General features: G+C 64.0%; 8 protein-coding genes. 6 read left to right on the top strand and 2 right to left on the bottom strand.

Annotation, left to right across the window (positions count from 1 at the left end):
* Positions 1-179: 179 nt before the first annotated feature.
* Positions 180-2,507, bottom strand: a complete 2,328-nt coding sequence (locus B0919_RS00255; RefSeq protein WP_078010190.1) for a gliding motility-associated C-terminal domain-containing protein — start codon at positions 2,505-2,507, stop codon at positions 180-182.
* A gap of 361 nt (positions 2,508-2,868) precedes the next feature.
* On the opposite strand from B0919_RS00255, the gene B0919_RS00250 reads away from it, so the two are divergent.
* The gene (locus tag B0919_RS00250) at positions 2,869-7,578 is read left to right on the top strand and encodes a GEVED domain-containing protein (protein WP_176132783.1); all 4,710 of its coding nucleotides are present in this window, start codon (positions 2,869-2,871) and stop codon (positions 7,576-7,578) included.
* Positions 7,579-7,708: 130 nt separating this feature from the next.
* Positions 7,709-10,990 (top strand): fibronectin type III domain-containing protein, encoded by a 3,282-nt coding sequence (locus B0919_RS00245; RefSeq protein ID WP_078010188.1) that lies wholly within the window; start codon positions 7,709-7,711, stop codon positions 10,988-10,990.
* Positions 10,991-11,098: 108 nt separating this feature from the next.
* Here the strand turns inward: B0919_RS00245 and B0919_RS00240 are convergent, their stop codons facing one another.
* The gene (locus tag B0919_RS00240; protein ID WP_176132782.1) at positions 11,099-12,517 is read right to left on the bottom strand and encodes a PQQ-dependent sugar dehydrogenase; all 1,419 of its coding nucleotides are present in this window, start codon (positions 12,515-12,517) and stop codon (positions 11,099-11,101) included.
* Between the two features lie 129 nt (positions 12,518-12,646).
* Here B0919_RS00240 and B0919_RS00235 point away from each other — a divergent pair, with 129 nt between their 5' ends.
* The 4 genes from B0919_RS00235 (at position 12,647) to B0919_RS00220 (ending at position 18,788) form a co-directional block, all read left to right on the top strand.
* The gene (locus tag B0919_RS00235) at positions 12,647-14,323 is read left to right on the top strand and encodes an amidase (RefSeq protein WP_078010187.1); all 1,677 of its coding nucleotides are present in this window, start codon (positions 12,647-12,649) and stop codon (positions 14,321-14,323) included.
* Positions 14,324-14,380: 57 nt separating this feature from the next.
* Positions 14,381-15,028: a hypothetical protein gene (locus B0919_RS00230; protein WP_078010186.1), complete on the top strand. Its 648-nt coding sequence runs from the start codon at positions 14,381-14,383 to the stop codon at positions 15,026-15,028.
* 93 nt (positions 15,029-15,121) lie between these two features.
* Positions 15,122-17,602, top strand: a complete 2,481-nt coding sequence (locus tag B0919_RS00225; protein ID WP_078010185.1) for a prolyl oligopeptidase family serine peptidase — start codon at positions 15,122-15,124, stop codon at positions 17,600-17,602.
* Positions 17,603-17,798: 196 nt separating this feature from the next.
* A complete protein-coding gene (locus B0919_RS00220) occupies positions 17,799-18,788 on the top strand; it encodes a hypothetical protein (RefSeq protein ID WP_139361806.1) in 990 nt (329 codons plus the stop codon).
* The last annotated feature ends 73 nt before the right edge of the window (positions 18,789-18,861 follow it).

The raw sequence follows: 18,861 nt of genomic DNA, 5'->3' as shown, positions 1-18,861 counted from the left end.
AAAGGAACGTAATTTAGCCTGGTCTAAAAAAAAATTTAAACCTACTTAATTACTGATTCCGCCCCAAAAGGTTTTGACGGAAAGCTCTCTTTACAGACGTGGCTGACCAGGTTAGCCGGAAGAGCATAAAAAAGGCGCTGCATCGAGCAGCGCCTTTTTCAGTAGCGAGGGAAGCGAGACTAGCGAACCAGCTCCACCCAGCCTTTGGTCACTTTGCCGTCCTGGGCCGTGATTTGGTAGTAGTACACACCGGCGGGCTGACCTTCGCCGTCCCAATCGTTCTTGTAGTTGGCGTACTCCTTGATCTTGCGGCCCCAACGGTTGAAGATTTCCATCTTGTTGCCTTCCTGACCGGCCTGCACGATAAACGTATCGTTCATGCCGTCTTTGTTGGGCGTAAAGATGTTGGGCACCGTCAGATCGGGCACGGACACTTTGTAGGCTGCCACCGAAGCGGGGCAGGTCACGCCCGGGGTAGTGTTGGCTACGCTGAGGCGGATGATGTAAGTGCCCGACTGGCTCAGGGTGAGGGCATTCGGCGTGAAGCGGCCCGAGAAGCGAACCGGACTTTCGGTTACCGGCTGGCCTTTGCCATCGGTTACGCGCTGGTAGGTCCAGCGCACGGAGTCAATACCCTGCGCCGTCTGCACGTTGTTCACGCGCGACTGGTTCACGAAGGTGAACACGCGCGGGGGGCGGTTGAAGCGGCCGTTGGCAACAGCAGCCGAGTCGGTGCGGAAAGCAGCCAGCACTTGCGGAGCCACGCGCACGCGGATCGAGGTGGTGTCGCCGCACAGGCCGGGCGAGTAACCCGTGGTGGGCGCGATGCGCAGGCGGTAGCGCGTGGTCTGCGTCGGCGATACAGTTATGTTCTGACGGTTCGCGTCGCTGGGGTTCAGGCCGTTGGCGGCGGCCCAGGTGTAGCTGTAGGTCTGCAGGCCGTTGCGTACCGAGTCCGGACGAACTACCGAGCCGCGCAGCTGAATGGAGGTGCCGTAGCAGATGATGGGGTCCGTGCTGGCGTTGTTGGCGGCGGCTACTGCCGTGGCAAAGTTGCCGCGCAGCACTTTAACGACGATGATACGGTTCTGCACGCCTTTGATCGGGCAGGCGTTGTCTTCGATGCGCACCGGGATGCGGATGGTGGTACCCACCAGCTGCGGCGAGGGCTGGAAGTAGAAGGCTGCTACGGGGCTGGTGGTGCCATTGCCCGACAGCACGTAGCCGTTCGGTACTACGATGTCAGCCAGCGAGTTCAGCGACGTTTGGGGTATGGATACCGTCAGCTGCTGCTGGGGGTTCGGGTCGGTGAAGCGCACGCGTACCTGCGAGTAGTTGCAGGAGTACACGCTGATAACCGTCGAGTCGGCCGTGTTGACGATGGTGGGGTTGGCGCCGGGGGTTACGCCGGTAGCTACCGGGGCGTTCGGCACGCCGTTGCCGCTGCAGTTGATGATGATGACGAGCATGTCGCGGCGCACCGAGCCTACTTTGTAGTAGCGGCCGTTGATGAGGCGGTACTCGGTTACTTTGCCTACTACCGAGTACTTGTTTTTGCCATCTTCCGACGGCGTATTCGGGAAGTACTGCGAAGGCGTGAAAGTGATGCTGCCCAGCTGCGGGTTGAAGGCGAAGTACGGCGTGCCCTGCTTGATGGGGCAGCTGCCGGTGGTGGCGTACGACGGGATGGGGTAAGTGGGCGAATAGTTCGTGGTGCCCGAGGGCAGACGAATGGCGCAGGGGTTGGTCGGCGAATCTTCCGGGGCGGGCACGTAGCCACCCTGGCTGGAGATGCTGCCGTAAGTCGAGAAAACGTTGCAGCCTTCCAGGGGGCGCTCCAGCGAGTACACCAGCGAGTCACCATCGGGCTCGAAGGTCGAGAAGGTCAGCGTGGTGGTCTGGCTTACGCAGACGAACGGTATCGGAATATCCTGATCCTGGTACTGCGGCGAGGTGTTGGTGACGGTGCGCTGCTGGCCGTTGGCCAGTGCCAACTGGTTGTTCAGCGTGGCTTCAAAGCGCAGGGTGGTGTTGCCCCCGATGTTTTCGATGTACGGGCGGGCGCTGATTTGCACGCTCAGCGTCCATTCCGGCGCCAGCGGCAGGTCTACGTCGGCGGTGTACTTGGCCGTTTCGTAGTTGGGGAAGGTGCTGGAGGAATTGCACTGGTTGGCACCGGCCTCGGCTGAGCAGTAAGGCGTGCCTGACACAAGCTGGCCGCGCACCAGCGTGGCAGTAAGGTTGCGCGAATCATTGCTGTTGCACGAGGTGGTGGGTGAGCCTACCCGGCAAACTAGGGGCAGCGACGATTCGGCCGAAATGCCCGAACAGTCACGGAAATAGCGCGCCGTAATGCGGTACGTCTGCGTACCATTGGCGTTGGTGCGCAGGTACTCATACGTCAGCTGCCCGCCCTGGGCGTGCGACGCGTAAGCCTGCTGAGCCCCAAAGAGGGCCAGACACCAGACAGCCAGTAAGAGAAGGGAAGCGCGTAACGTGTGCTTCATAGAGGATGGGTTTGGAGGGAAACAATGGACCTGGGTGGGTGACACATATTTGCCGCGGTAAGATAAAGACAATTGTTAGTTGTCGAGCAAAATCTGTGACTAATCCTGTATTGCATTAAGCAAATGTTCTATCATCTTTTAATTATCGGGAGTCAGTCAGAAAAAAAACATTCATTCATCAAAATCCTTTTAAATGTGCAATAAACAAGATTAGTTTTAAGGCCCTGCCTTGCTTTATAGGCAGAAAAATTCCTTTCATCCACCCTCCAACCCCCATTGCATGGGAACAACTTTACGCATGTGGCCCGCGCCTTCACCCAGGTCGTGCCTACGTTTTTGCTGGCTAATCATCCTGATGTGGATGGCCGCTGCCAGCGCCTGGGCTCAAACCGTGGCCATCGGCTCGGCGGTAGTGCCGGTCGTGTCGCCGGCCACGAGCTCGTACTACTATGGCCCGCTTTACCGCTCGTCGGCCACGTCGACCTTCAATTTTTCGCGTTACGCGCACCTGTACACGCCGGCCGATCTGGGCTTGGCGCCGGGGTCGGTGATTACGCAGCTGGCCTGGCTGAAATCCGACGCGGGCGAGGTGACGGGCAGCAATACTTTTACCGTATGGCTGGAAAACTCCACGGTATCCTCGCTCGGCACCACCCAGACGTGGTCGGCCGTTAGCGCCACGGCCACGCAGGTGTATACCTCCGCCGCTCAAACGGTAACGGGGGCAGCCGGTACGTATTTCTCTGTCACGCTGAGCCAGCCGTTCGTGTACACCGGCGGCAACCTGCTGCTGCTCACCGACTGGGTGCAGACGGGCACAGCCACGGGCGCAGTAAACTTCGTGACCAATGAAGCCACCGGCTATGCCGTTGGGTATGCCAACAGCACTGCCCTGACACCGACCACCAGCCTAACCGCTAGCAGCTACGGCAACCGCCGGCCCACCCTACGCGTTACCTACACGCCGGGCGCTGCTTGCACGGCGCCACCCACGGCTGGCACAGTGCGGGCCTCGAGCACCAGCGTCTGCAGCGGCACGCCCGTCTCATTTACCTTGCCGGGCGCCTCGTACGGCGCGGGCATGAGCTACCAGTGGCAGAGCTCCACCAACGGCACCACGTTTACGGATATTACGGGCGCTACCGGCCCGGTGTACAACGCGGCCACGCTGATGGCTACGACTTGGGTCCGCGCCGTGCTTACGTGTTCGGGCCAGTCGGCTACCACGCCGGCCGTGCAGGTAACAGTGAGTGCACCGACCTACGCCACGCTACCCGTGGCAACGAGCTTCGAAACCGCCTGGGTAGATGGCTGCGGCACGCACGACATACCATCGGGCAACTGGCGTAATGCCCCCGGGACCGGCAATAACTCCTGGCGCCGCGACGATGAAGGCGCCACGGCTAACTGGACGTCGGCTACTTCTTATATGTACACGCCGGCGGCCAGCCAGGGCGCCCGGTCGGCCCGCTTTCACAGCGGATACGCGTCGTCGGGTACCATCGGCACCTTGGACCTGTTCGTGAACCTGAGCGCGGCCGGCAACAAGATTCTGAGCTTCGACTACATCAACACGACCGGAGCCGACTCGCTGACGATTCAGCTGTCGACCGATGGCGGGCAAACCTTCGGCCCGGCGTTGCTGCGCCTCAACCAAGCCGCCACGTGGACGCCGAAGTACGTATCCATCAGCTCGAGCTCGGCCACGGCCGTGATTCGCTTCCGGGCCCGCTCCGACTTCGGTACCACCGACATCGGGCTGGATAACCTCAACCTTGAGGTGCTGACCGGGGTACCCAACTGCGCTACCAATTTCTCGCCGGCCAACAACGCTACCGGCGTCATTCGGCCGGTGACACTGACCTGGGCCAACGGTGGCGGTGTAGCCACTGGCTACGACGTATACTTCGGCACTGCAGCCACGCCGCCCCTGGTGAGCAGCAACCAGACCGGGACTTCGTACACGCCCGCCGGCACGCTCCTCCCCAACACGACTTACTACTACCAGATCGTGCCGCGCAACCCCAACGGGGCCGCTACGGGCTGCGTGGTGAACCAGTTCACGACGAGCTCGATGCCGATCTACTGCACTGCGAGCCTGGGTGGGTTCTGCGGCTCGGGCAACGCCAACATTTCGGCCGTTGCCATTGCCAATACCACGCTGAACAACCCCAACACGACCTGTAACACCGTTAATGGCAATAGCTACGTACAGTGGCCGGCCAGCGGTAGCACCACGGCCGTGCTAAACCCCGGCGTAACGTATCAGCTGAGCGTGACGACCCCTGAGTCCGGCATCATCTCCGTATGGGTTGACTTCAACCAGAACGGGACGTTCGAAGCCTCGGAGTGGACGCAGGTAGCTACGGCTTCCACGGGCGGCCAACCCGCTACGGTTGCCATTGTAGTGCCGACGGGTGCGGTAGCGGGACAGACGGCCATGCGCGTGCGTAGCCGCAGCTACAACAACCCCAACGGCGCGGCCGATGCCTGCACCAACTTTGGCTCGGGCGAAACCGAAGACTACATAGTGACTATTGCGCCAGCGGCGCCCTGCACCGCGCCGCCCACGGCCGGCACCGCTACTGCCAGCACTACGAGCATATGCGCACCCTTGCCCGTAACGCTGGGGCTGCAGGGAGCTTCATTCGGTAGCGGGATGAGCTATCAATGGCAGAGCTCTATCAACGGCACGACGTACACCGACATTGCCGGGGCTACCAGCTCTACGTACACCACGGCGCCGGTAACGGCTACCACCTGGTTCCGCGCCGTGCTCACGTGCTCGGGCCAATCGGCTACTGCTACGGCCGTGCAGGTAGTGGTGAACGGGCCTAGCTATGCCACGCTGCCCGTTATTGAGAACTTCGAAGCGGCGTGGGTGAATGCCTGCGCAACGCGCGACGCGCCGAGCAACAGCTGGCGCATGACGCCCTCGGCCACCGACGCCGACGCCTCCTGGCGCCGCGACGACGACGGTGCTGGCGGGGGCTGGGCTAGTCCGGCGTCGGGGGCTTACACGCCCATCAGCAGCCAAGGCTCCCGCTCGGCTCGTTTCCACACCTACAATGCTTCGTCGGGCACCGTCGGCACGCTGGACCTGTTTGCGGACCTGAGTGCGGCCGGCAACAAGCGACTAACGTTCGACTTCATCAATACGAGCGGCCTCGACTCGCTGACGATTCAGCTGTCGACTAACGGCGGCCAGACCTTCAGCACCCTGCTGCGCCTCAATCAAGCGGCTACCTGGACGAATCAGGCCTTGCCCATCACGAGCACTTCGGCTACGACGGTAATCCGCTTCCGCGGCCGCAGTGACTTCGGCGTCACCGACATCGGCCTGGATAACGTGCGCCTGGAGTCGGCTACCGGCTGCCTGTCGCCGGCCGGCCTGACTGTAAGCGCCACCACCTCGACCACGGCTACGCTGAGCTGGGTGAGCGGCGGCACGGGCACCCACACCGTAGAATACGGCCCCATCGGCTTCACGCTGGGCCAGGGCACGCAGGTAACCGGTATTACCGGCTCCTCTACCACGCTGACGGGCCTCACGCCCGGCACCCCGTACCAGTTCTACGTAACGCAGAACTGCGGCAGCACGGCTTCGCCGGCCGGTGGCCCGTTGGTGTTCAACACGCAGATTACCAACGATGATCCGGCCGGCGCCATTGCGCTGACCGTGAACAACACCTGCACGCCGGTAAGCGGTACCAACGTGGGCGCTACCACCACCACCGCCAACGGCTACACCAACGCCGGGGGCTGCGGCTCGGGCACGTCGCCCAAAGACGTGTGGTACAAGTTCACGACGGCAGCTACGGGCCCGACCAGCACGGCTGTGCGCATCACCGTAACGGGCACGCCGGCCAGCCAGCTGCGCGCCTTCTCGGCTGCCAGCGCGGCCGGGCCGTTCACCAGCATTGGGTGCGCGGCTACCAGCAGCACCGTGGCCGCCCCCAACCTGGACCTGAACAACCTGACGCCTTCCACGACCTACTACGTGCGCGTGTCGGGGTACGCCAGTGCCGATGCGCAGGGGGCATTTGCCATTTGTGCCCAGCTGCTGCCGAACTGCCAGGCGCCGGTGCTGCCGGCCGCCGCGTCGGTGAGCGGCTCGACGGCCACCCTGACGTGGGGTGGGGTGCAGGGTACCGGTGCTACGTACATTGTTGAATACGGCGTGCAGGGCTTTACCCAAGGCCAAGGCACCATCATCAGCGGCATCAGCAGCCAGACGGCTACGCTGACCGGCCTGACCGCCAGCACGAACTACTGCTTCTACGTGCGGCAGAACTGCGGCGGGGTGAACGGCCAAAGCGCATGGAGCAGCTCGGCCTGCTTCAGCACCGGCGTGGCAGCGGCTTCCAACGACGAGCCGTGCACCGCCATTCCGGCGCTGGTTACGGCCCAGGGCCAACAAGGGCAGCTGCTGAACATTGCGGGTACGACGCTGGGAGCTACCACCAGCACCGGCGGTGGCCTGGCGGCCCTGCTGCCGGCCTGCTCGCCCTCCCTCTCGCCGAAAGACGTGTGGTTCACCGTGACCCTGCCGCCCAACGTGACGAGCCTCAGCGCGGTGATACCCAGCCCCACTGTGGGCATGGTACGCCTGTTCACGGCCGACAACTGCTCAACGGCGTTTACGCAGGTGGACTGCCGCGCTTCGGCCGGTGCCAACCAAGCAGTGGGCGGCTTCTCGTTCACGGGCCTGACGGCTGGCCGGACGTACTACCTGGCCATGTCGGGCTACGGCACCAACGACACGCAGGGCCCCTTCAGCGCCCAGGTACTCGCCATGCGCAACGAGCTGGCGGGTGGCCGTGTGGACATCTTCCCGAACCCGGTGGCCGGTGGCTCTGAGCTGAACGTGCGCATCAGCGGGGCCAAGCCGGGCGCCGTGCAGTGCGAAGTGCTGAATGCACTGGGCCAAGTGGTGTTGACGCGCCACGCAACCATGCGTAACGGCGCTCTGGAGCAGCGCCTGACTACTACGGGCTTAGCCCGGGGGCTGTACCAGGTGCGCCTCACCTTGGGCACTGAAACGCTGGTGCGGAAAGTGGTAGTTGAATAATTAAAACGGCCTAATATTGAAAAGACAGCAACGGCCTCCGTTGCTGTCTTTTTTTTATGTTTCTTGGCAAACCCATCCGTTCTTACCCTTTTTTCCTCTTCACCTTCAATCCTTTCACCCTTTTTACTCTATGGTAAAAACTTTACGCAGTTGGTGGTCCGGGAAGCTCTGGCGCCGCGCGGCAGCAATAGCCGTGGCGTCTATCCTGGGCTCTTCGGCAGCCATGGCGCAGGTCGACACCTACACGTTGACCCCCAGCCAGGGCACTTACGTTCCCCTGAGCGGTGGCACGCCGCTCGCCGACATTCAGGACGACGATGAGGTGTCCGCTCCCATTCAGCTAGGCTTCACGTTTGTGTTCGATGGCACGCCCTACACCCAGGCGAGCATATCGTCCAACGGCTGGCTGTCCTTTGCCACGGCTCCGAGCTCCAGCTACCTCGGCAATGACCTCGACAACGTAGACGCCGATGCCCGTCCGCTGGTAGCGCCCTTGTGGGACGACATGGATGGGGACAGCGGTACAGCCAGCTACACCACCACCGGTACGGCGCCAAACCGCGTCTTCACCATGGAGTGGAAGAACTGGAAGTGGCGCTACACTGCCGCGGCTCCGGTTATCAGCTTCCAGGTAAAGCTCTACGAGACGTCAAACCGCGTGGAGTTCATCTACCAGCAGGAAGCCGGTGCGCCGGCTACGCCTTCGGCCTCCATCGGCCTGACGGGTACCGGCTCGGGCGTCGGCTCGTTCTTGTCGCTGAGCAACGCGTCGAGCGCCCCCACCACGAGCTCGACGACCGAAACCACGACCATTGCCACCAAGCCGGCTACGGGTCAGGTGTACGCTTTCGTGCCGGCCCCGCCCGCGGCGTGCCCGGCGCCGCGTAACCTTACGGTTTCGGGTATCAGCAGCAACACGGCCACCATCAACTGGACGGTTGTTGGTGGCGGTGGTACTTTCTCAGTGGAATACGGTCCTACCGGCTTCCAGCCTGGTCAGGGCACCGTGGTTACGGCTACGGCCGGCAGCACGAGCCGCGCCCTCACCGGCCTGACGCCCAGCACGGCTTACCAAGCCTACGTAACGCAGGTGTGCGGCAGCGCAGCCGGCAACAGCACCCGCACGGGGCCCGTCGCCTTTACCACCATGGTGGCGCCGCCCGCCAACGACAATTGTGCCGGCGCAATCAACGTGCCGGTGACGACGGCATGCACGTCGCCTACCACGGGCACGGTGCTGGGCGCCACGCAGACCTTGGCCCCGACGGGCAGCTGCGGCTCAACCAGCACGACCATTGCCAACGACGTATGGTTTAGGTTCACGGCCAGCGCTACGTCGCACGACATTACCGTTACTGGCCAGTTCAGCGGGGTGGTTGACGTGCGCTCGGGGGGCTGCACTGCTACTACCAGCCTCATCTGCAACACGTTCACCTCGGGTACTGCCGGGCGCACCCTACGCGTAGGCGGCCTGGTAGCCAACCAGGAGTACTTCGTGCGCGTGTACGCCAACAGCAACACGGCCCCCAGCGCGACGAGCAGTGGCGTAACGGTGTGCGTGGTGCCCTCGCCCCCGCCGCCCGCCAACGATGACTGCGCCTCGGCACAGGTGCTGCAGGTTTCCAACGGCAACACCTGCACCACGCGTACGCGCTTCACCATTTCGGGGGCCAGCTCGTCCTTGGGAGTGCCGGCGCCTTCCTGCGCCAACTACCAGGGCGGCGACGTATGGTTCAGCGTAGTGGTGCCGGCCAACGGCGCGTTGACGTTTGAAACCGACTCGGTAGGGGGCTCGTCCATCACCGATACCGGCATGGAAATCTACTCCGGCACCTGCGGGAACCTGACGTCCATTGAGTGCGACGACGACGACTCGCCCAACGGTACCTTCTCCTACATCGACCGCACGGGCCTGACGCCCGGCAGCACGATTTACGTGCGCGTGTGGGTGTACAACAACGCGCAGCCTTCGGGACGCATTGCCATTTGCGTGCGCTCGGTGTCGCCGCCGCCGCCGCCCACCAACGATGAGTGCGCCACCGCTATAACGGTGCAAAGCGCCCTGACCTGCAGCCCCACCAGCGGCTACATCACGGGCGCTACGCAGTCGCAGGCTGCCAACTGCGGCTCGAGCAGCGCCCCGGTCAATGACGTGTGGTACAAGTTTACGGCCGTTTCTTCCGCTCAGGACATCCTGCTCACGCCGCAGTTCAGCGCCGTAATGGAAGTATTCAGCGGCGCTTGCGGCTCGCTGACCAGCATTTCCTGCGCCACGGTGTCGTCGGGTAACGGCACTGCTCGCACCGTGACCAACCTCACTGCCGGCCAGCAGTACTACATCCGGGTGTACGCCAATACCAGCACCACTATTCCAGTGGCGCAGGCTGTATTCACGCTGTGCGTGAAGCCGGGAGCGGGCAGCTGCGCTACCCCCACCTTGCCGGCCACGACCACCATCACCGCTAACTCGGCGACGCTCACCTGGGCCGGGGCCCTGGGGGCAGGTGAAACCTTCTCGGTGGTGTACCGCGTGCGCAATGGCTCGGGCAGCACCACCGTGAGCGGTCTGACGGCGGCCACGACCACGCTGAGCAACCTGCAGCCCAACACGGAGTACTGCTTCACCGTGACGAAAAACTGCGGCGCCGCGCTGGGCAACAGCACGGCCACGGCCGAAACCTGCTTCCAGACCATGATGGGTGCTCCGGCCAACGACGACCCCTGCGGCGCGGTGACGCTAACCGTCAACAGCAACGGTCAGCTCCCCGTAACGCAGAGCACCAACGCTGGCTCGCTGACGTCAACGGTGGGTGGCCTGGCCAACCTGCTGCCGGCCTGCTCGCCCTCCCTCTCGCCGAAAGACGTGTGGTTCCGCGTAGCGCTGCCGGCCGGTCAGACTTCCCTGAACGTTAGCTTGTCGGGTGCTCCGGCAGGCATGATCCGCCTGTTCACGGCGGCTAGCTGCTCGACGTCGTTCGTGCAGGTGGATTGCCGCACCGGCGGCGCGGCCAACACCTCTGCGGGTCCGCAGGTCTTCACGGGCCTTACCGGTGGTCAGACGTACTACATTGCGGTGTCGGGCTACGGTACCAACGACACGCAAGGTGCCTTCGTTATCGGCTCGGCCAGCACGGCTGCGCACAACGCCCTGGCGGGCAGCGAGCTGTCGGTATTCCCGAACCCGGCCCACGGTGGTACGCTGACGCTGCGCCTGAACGGCGCGGGCGCAGCCCAAAACGGCCAGGCACAGCTGATCAACTCGCTGGGCCAGGTGGTGCGCAAGCAACCGGTGACCATCCGCAACGGTGCTGCCGAACAGCAGCTCGTTATCGAGGGCTTGAGCCGCGGTCTGTACACCCTGCGCCTGGAAGTAGCCGGTTCGGCTATGACCCGGACGATAGTGGTGGAATAACCCTACCTGCTTCGGCTAAAAAAGCCGGAAGTGCCCGTGGCGCTTCCGGCTTTTTTATTGGGTCGCTGATGATTCAAGCAGTTAAACACTGCTTGGGGCGGATACGCGCTACTGCCGTACCAGGCGTCCCTGCAACTCCTCACCCGCGGCGGTGCGTAGGCGCAGCAGGTACAGGCCGGGTGCCGTGGCGGGCAGCTGCAGCCGCGCTTGTTGAGCAGCTACCGTGGTACTCCATACCTGTCGGCCCAGTGCGTCGGTGAGCAGCAGCGTCGCGGCGCCGGCTGTCTGCGGCAGCTCCAGCGTCACAGCCGCGCCGGCGGGGGCAGGGTTGGGGTAGAGGCCCAGCAAGGTAGTGCGGGTGGTTTGGGTGGCATTGGGAATGTACGAGGGGTTTTCGAGCACCAGAATGCGGTCATCCGCCGCGGCAGGGTTGCCGCGGCCGTCGCGGTTGGAGGTAGCCAGGTACACCCGGCCCTGGGGCGACACGCAGATGGCGCGCAACCGGCCGTAGGTACCGCGCCACAAGTCGGCCTGGCGGGTAACCTGCTCCCCGGTAGCCGACAGCGGCAGGTAAGTAAAAGCGCCGTCCTTGAGGCTGTTCAGCAGCAAAGTGTTGCGCCATTCTGGAATGGCCGGATGGTCGTAGTAGGTCAGGCCCGATACGGCGCGGGTAGGCGTCCAGGCCACCAGCGGCTCGCGCACGTTGTTTTGCTGGCAGAAGGTCTGCTCGGTGGCCAGGTTGCAGAAGCCTTCCACGTTGGGCCAGCCGTAGTTGCGGCCCGGCTCGATCAGGTTCAGCTCGTCGTCGTTGTTGGGGCCGTGCTCCGAGCTGTAAATGCGGCCGGTAGCAGCCACTCGCACCAGGCCCTGCGGATTGCGGTGGCCCAGGGTGTACACCAGGCTGCCGGCCGTGGGGTTGCTGGCGGGCACGGAGCCGTCCAGGTTCAGGCGCAGAATCTTGCCGTTTAGAGCCTGCGCGCTCTGGGCCAGGCTGGTGTTCTGCGCGTCGCCGGTGGTCATCAGCAGGGTGTTGTCGGGCAGTAGCAGCAGGCGGGAGCCGCTGTGGGTGCTCTGGGCCGGCAGGTCGTTGAGCAGCGTCAACGGGGCGCTCAGGCCCTGGCCGGGCAGGTAGCGGTAGCGCACCAATTTTTCGCGCAGGCTGCCCGCGTTGGTGTAGTTGTACACCACGTACACCCACAGTTCACCGGGCAGGGCGTTGGGCGCGAAGGACTGCCCCACGGCCATGCCGAGCAGGCCACTTTCGCCGTTCTCCGTCACGTCGGCAATGGTGAGCAACGGCAGCACCTGGCCCGTAGTCGGATTCACGCGGCTGACGCGGCCGCCCCGTTCCGTCATCCACAGAAAGTTATCGGGACCCCAGACCAGCTCCCACGGGGTAGTCAGGTTGGGCGTAAGCGTGGAGAGCGTGAGGGTAGTCGTGCCTACTTGGTAGGTAGTGGGCTGAGCGAGGCAGCACGGGGCCATCAGCCAGGTAAGCAGCAGAAACAATGCGGCGAAAGATTTCATAAGCTGGGTTTTAGGGTCTGACAAACAACGTGATAAAGTACGTACGCAAGTAACCATTGGGTGAGCCGCGCGGAATGCGGATATTTCTGGCAGCTGCGGCTGCGTTGGCCGGCGGCGAGTTCTGCGCTGATGAAACCACTGTTTTCTTACCTGATAGGCGGCTCGGCCTGCTTTGCCCTGGGCGCTCTGACCATGCGCGTGGCCGATGCGCCCGCGCCCATTACCGTGAGTGTGCTGCGCGCCGCGCAGGAAGTCATGGGCCTGCACTTCACCGATGCCCAACTGGACTCGGCCCGCCGCGAAGTCACCGACTCGCGCGGCAGCTACGAGGCCCTGCGCAAGCTGCCGCTGCCCAACAGCGTGGCCCCGACCATGATTTTCGACCCGCGCCCGCTGCGTCTGCGCTACGGACCGTCGGACAAGTACCAGGCCACCGATAAGCTGCCCAAAATCGATAAGGTGACCCTGCCGGCCAACCGCGACGATTTGGCTTTCTACTCGGTGCGGCAGCTCGGCGAGTTGCTTCGCACCAAGCAAATCAGCTCCGAAGAGCTGACCCGGTTCTTCCTGGCCCGCCTGAAAAAGTACGACCCCAAGCTGCTGTGCGTGACCACCCTCACCGAGGACCTGGCCCTGCAGCAAGCCCGGCAGGCCGATAGCGAAATCAAGGCCGGCAAGTACAAAGGCCCGCTCCACGGCGTGCCCTTCGGGGTGAAGGACCTGCTGAGCACCAAAGGATATAAGACCACCTGGGGCTCGGTGCCCTACAAGGACCAAACGCTGGATGAGGATGCCACAGTGGTGAAGAAGCTGCGCGAGGCCGGTGGGGTGCTGGTGGCCAAGTTCACCCTGGGCGAGCTGGCTATGGGCGACGTGTGGTACGGCGGCATGACGCGCAGCCCCTGGGACCTGAAGCAGGGCAGCAGCGGCTCGTCGGCCGGTTCGGCCTCGGCGGTGGCGGCGGGGCTGGTGCCCTTCGCCATCGGCACCGAGACGCTGGGCTCCATCGTCAGCCCGAGCACGGCCTGCGGCACCACCGGCCTGCGCCCGAGCTTCGGGCGGGTCAGTCGGGCCGGCGCCATGGCCCTGAGCTGGTCGATGGACAAAATCGGGCCCATTACGCGCTCCGCCGAGGATTGCGCCATCGTGTTCGACGCCATCGAAGGCCGCGACGCCCGCGACGCGGCCACGCAGCTGGCTGATTACGGCTTCGCCTACGCCTTCAACCTCGACGTAAAAAAGCTGCGTATCGGCTACGTGAAGGCCGACTTCGACCGCAGCTACCCCACCAAGGCCAACGACCAGGCCGTGCTGGAAACCCTGCGCAAGCTGGGCGTGCAGCTGGTGGAGCTGGAGCTGCCCAAGCTGCCAGCTGGCGACATGACTTTCCTGCTCACGGCCGAGGGCGCCGCCGCTTTCGACGACCTCACCCGCTCGGGCCGCGACGCGCAAATGGTGAAGCAGGACCGCAACGCCTGGCCCAACCTGTTCCGCGCCTCGCGCTTCGTGCCGGCCGTGGAGTACCTGCAGGCGCAGCGGGCCCGGGCCTTGCTCATTGAGGATATGGACGCCCGTATTAAGGACCTCGACGCGTACGTGGCGCCTTCGTTCAGCAACAACCTGGTCATCACCAACCTTACCGGGCACCCGGCCGTGGTGATGCCCAACGGCATGCGCCCCAATGGGCTGCCGAGCACCATCACCTTCACCGGGCAGCTCTACCAAGAAGCCAAGCTGATGGCCCTGGCCAAGGCTTATCAGGATGCTACCGACTTCGACGAAAAGCACCCGCCGCTGAATTTCTAGCGGCCGTGGCGGTTGTGCTTCCGTATAGCCGGTACTACCCCCGATTGTTCTCGCCCAATGTCGTTAACCCTCGAAGCCCGTTGGCACCAACTGCTGACGCCGCTGGCACCGGACGCCGAAGTCCGGCGCCGCGGCTTCCGGCAGCTCTCCGATGCCTACAGCCAAAGCGGCCGCCACTACCACTCCCTCGCCCACATCCGGCACATGCTCGAAACGGCCGAGGCCTACCACGCCCGGCTGCAGGATGCCGTGGCCGTGCAGCTGGCCATCTGGTTTCACGACGCCGTCTACAGCCCCATGCGCTCCGATAACGAAGCGCGCAGCGCCGAGCTGGCCCGGCAGTTTCTGGCCCAAACCAGCCTTGCTGCCCCGCGCCGCGAGCGGGTAGCCTTCCTCATCGAGCGCACCCAGGACCACACCCAGCGCCCGCCCGCCGCCGACCCGGACCTGCACCTGCTGCTCGACATCGACCTGCAGATCCTGGGGGCGCCCGAGGCCGACTACTGGCGCTACGCCCGGCAGGTGCGGCAGGAATACTCCCTGGTGCCCGACGTGCTCTACCGCCGCGGCCGCCAGCAGGTGCTCAGCAAGTTTCTGGACACGCCGCGCATTTACCAGACTGAAGCCTTCCGCCAGAAGCTGGAAACGGCCGCCCGCCGCAACCTGCGCGCCGAGCTGGAGGCCTGGCAACAGGACAAATTCTAGGGGCCCGCGACGGGGCTGCAACATCGGCGGGCCGGGCAGTGTCGTTGCGGCCCCGGCGGCGTATTTTGCGCCGATTCACTGCCGATGTTGTCTATGCGTTTTTCTCTAGCTCTGCGCGTGCTGCCGTGGTGCCTGCCGGTATCGGTGGCCGCCGTGGCCCAAACCGCGCCTCCGGCCGGGCCCCTGGCCCCGCTCACCGTCGATAAAATCATGCGCGAGCCGGCCCAGTGGCTGGGCGGCCTGCCGGTCAATCCTTATTGGAGCGAAGACGGCAAGCGCATCTATTTCCAGTGGAACCCCGAGGGCGCCCGCCGCGACTCGCTCTACGTGACCACGTCCGCCGGCACGACCCCGCGCAAGGTGAGCCTCGCGGAGCAGCGCAGCCTGCCCAGCCCCCGCGGCGAGTATGACTACGCCCGCACCCGCAAGGTGTATGAGAAGGACGGCGACATTTACCTGCTCGACCTGAAATCGGGCAAGACGCGGCGCGTGACCAACACGGCCGAGCGCGAAACCGAGCCGGCATTCACCTTGCAGGAGCGGCTGATCAGCTACACCCGTGCGGGCAACCTCTTTACCTGGGACCCGGCCACCGGCGAAACAGTGCAGCGCACCGACTTCCGCCGCGGCCAGCGCCCGCCCGGCCCCAGCACCGATAAAGCCGATAAGTACCTGCGCGCCCAGCAGCTGGCGCTGTTTCAGGTAATTCGCGGGCGCGAGCAGGACCGCCTGGCGCGCGAGCGGCAGCAGAAGGCGCTGGCCAAGCTGCGCCCCAAGGCCATTTACCTCGGCACGCAGACGGTGGAGAACCTGCAGCTCTCGCCCGACGGCCGCTACGTGACCTACACGCTGGGGCAGGCGCCCAGCGCCGAGAAGCCGACCATCGTACCCAGCTTCGTGACGGCCTCGGGCTTCACCGAAGACCTGAACACGCGCAACAAAGTCGGCTCGCCGCAGACGGCCTACGAGCTGGGCATCTACGACATCGGCCGCGACACCACCTTCACGCTCGGCTACAAGGAGCTGAAGGGCCTCGACGAGCAGCCTGCCTACCGCAAGGAGTACCCACTGAAGGCCAAAGCGCCCGTGCCCGCCGCTGGGGATAAAACCGCCGCTAAGGACAAGCCGGCCAACGAGCTGCGCCGGGTGATGCCGTTCGGACCGTTCTGGAACCGTACCGGCGAGCGAGCCTTCCTCGTCATCCGTTCGGCCGACAACAAGGACCGGTGGATTGTGGGCCTCGACCCCGCCACGCAGAAAATCAACCTGCTCGACCGACAGCGCGACGAGGCCTGGATCAACGGCCCCGGCATCGGCTACGAAGCCGGCAACGTGGGCTGGCTGCCCGATGACAAGCGCATCTGGTTCCAGAGCGAAGAAACCGGCTACTCCCACCTCTACACCGCCGACGCTACCAGCGGCCAGAAAAGAGCCCTGACCAGCGGCAACTTCGAAGTGCAGCAGGCCCAGCTCTCGAAGGACCGCAAAACCTGGTTTATCACCGCCAACAAGCCCCATCCCGGCGAGCAGCACTTCTACCGCCTGCCCGTGGAGGGCGGCCAGCTCACCCAGATTACCTCGCGCCCCGGAGCCCACGAAGTAGTAGTGTCGCCCGACGAGAAAACGCTGCTGGTGCGCTACAGCTACTCCAACAAGCCCTGGGAGCTGTTTGTGCTCGACAACAAGCCCGGCGCCAAGTACCGGCAGCTCACGCACTCGACCACCAAGGAATTTGAAAGCTACCCCTGGCGCGACCCGGAAGTGGTGACCTTCAAGGCCCAGGACGGGGCCTCGGTGTACGCCCGCCTGTACCGCCCGGCCCAGCAAGACCCTACGCGTCCGGCCGTCATCTTCGTGCACGGCGCCGGCTACCTGCAGAACGCGCACAAGTGGTGGAGCACCTACTTCCGCGAGTACATGTTCCACAACCTGCTCGTCGACCGTGGCTACACTGTGCTTGACGTGGACTACCGCGGCTCGGCCGGCTACGGCCGCGACTGGCGCACCGGCATCTACCGCTACATGGGCGGCAAGGACCTGCAGGACCAGGTCGATGGCGCCAAAATGCTGGTCGACAAGTACAACGTCGACCCGCAGCGCATCGGCATCTACGGCGGCTCCTACGGCGGCTTTATCACGCTGATGGCCATGTTCACCCAGCCCGACGTGTTCCGCGCCGGCGCCGGCCTGCGCTCCGTCACCGACTGGGCCCACTACAACCACGGCTACACCGACAACATCCTCAACGAGCCCTACAACGACTCCATTGCCTACGCCCGGTCGTCGCCCATCAACTACGCCGAGGGGCTGAAAGGCGCGCTACTGATGTGCCACGGCATGGTCGATACCAACGTGCACTTCCAGGATATCGTGCGCCTCTCGCAGCGCCTTATCGAGCTGAAAAAGGAGAACTGGGAGCTGGCCGTATATCCGGTGGAAGACCACGGCTTCGTTGAGCCTTCGTCGTGGACCGACGAGTACAAGCGCATCCTCAAGCTGTTCGAAACCAACCTGCGTGGGCAAAATGCCCCGGCCGGCGCGGGTGGGGGAGGAGGTAGCACGGGTAGCCGCTAGCACGCCGCACACCATAGTACTCCGCCCCGGGCAACGCGGGCCGCTCCGACACGTGCGGAGCGGCCCGCGTTGCCCGGGGCGGAGGCGTTATGAGGTTAAGCGCAGGTTATGTCTGCGCATATTTAGGGGAAGACGGATTGCTTGGTAAAGAACAAATAGCCTATTTACAGTGCCAATTCAATCATCTAAATAGTCTATGACCCAATTCTACCAGCCTTCCAATCGTTTTTCTGCCGGCGGTGTAGCCTTGTACCTGCTGGGCGGCATTGCGGCCGCGGCCGTGCTGGCGCTGGCGTACGTGTACGCCGTGTGGTACATCCCGCTGATTTACGTCAACTTCCTCGCCACCATTGGTTTCGGGTTGGTGCTGGGCGTGGTGCTGAGCCGGCTGGTGAAGGCCGGCAAGCTGCGCAACCCGCGCCTGGCCGGTGGGCTGGGCTTACTGGTGGGCCTGATGGCCGAGTACATCCAGTGGGCCGTGTACCTGACGCTCATCATCAACACCACCGACGTCAACGAATTCGGCAGCGGAGCCCGGCAGATGTCCATTGCCAGCACCTCGTTCAGCCCCGACGTCTTCCTGACCATCCTGGCGCACCCCGGCGGCATGTTCTCCGTGATGAGTGAGCTGGCCGGCACCGGCTCCTGGTCCATTTTCGGTATTCAGGTCAGCGGTATCTTCCTAGTGGCTGTGTGGCTGATTGAAGCCGCCATCATCGTGGCCATGCCGGCCCTGAGCGCCCACACGGCCGCCCAGGCTCCTTTCTCGGAGCAGTGCGGCGAATGGGCCCAGGAAGAAGCCATGACGCGCCGCGCGCCGATGCTGACCAATGCCGACGAAGCCGCCACTGCGCTGCTCGGCGCCGAGCTATACCCGCTGCCCCACAACGCCGACCCGGTGTTCTGCCGCCTCAAGCTGTACGCTACCCCCAACGACACCAATTGCCGCTTCGCCTCGCTGGAGCAGGTGCGCATCGAAGTCGACAACAAAGGCAAGGAGTCCGAAAAAACGTCGGACCTGCTTTCCTATCTGGCGCTGAGCCCGGAGGCTTACGAAACCCTGCGCGAGCGGTTCAGCGCCCCGCTGCCCGACATGGCAGAAGCAGTGACGGCCGAGGAGCAGGAACTGCCGCAGGAAGGGCAGTCCACAGAACCATCCGTGGCCGCGCAGCCACAAACGGCGTAATTCTAGCCCAACCAAAAACGCAAGACGCCCGCTCCAATTCACTTGGGGCGGGCGTCTTGCTTAAGCCAGTTTG

Origin of the sequence: Hymenobacter sp. CRA2 (assembly GCF_002007105.1) — a bacterium.
Lineage (GTDB): Bacteria > Bacteroidota > Bacteroidia > Cytophagales > Hymenobacteraceae > Solirubrum.
Note: the sequence above shows the minus strand (reverse complement) of the source record. Positions and strands in the feature narration are given on the sequence as shown.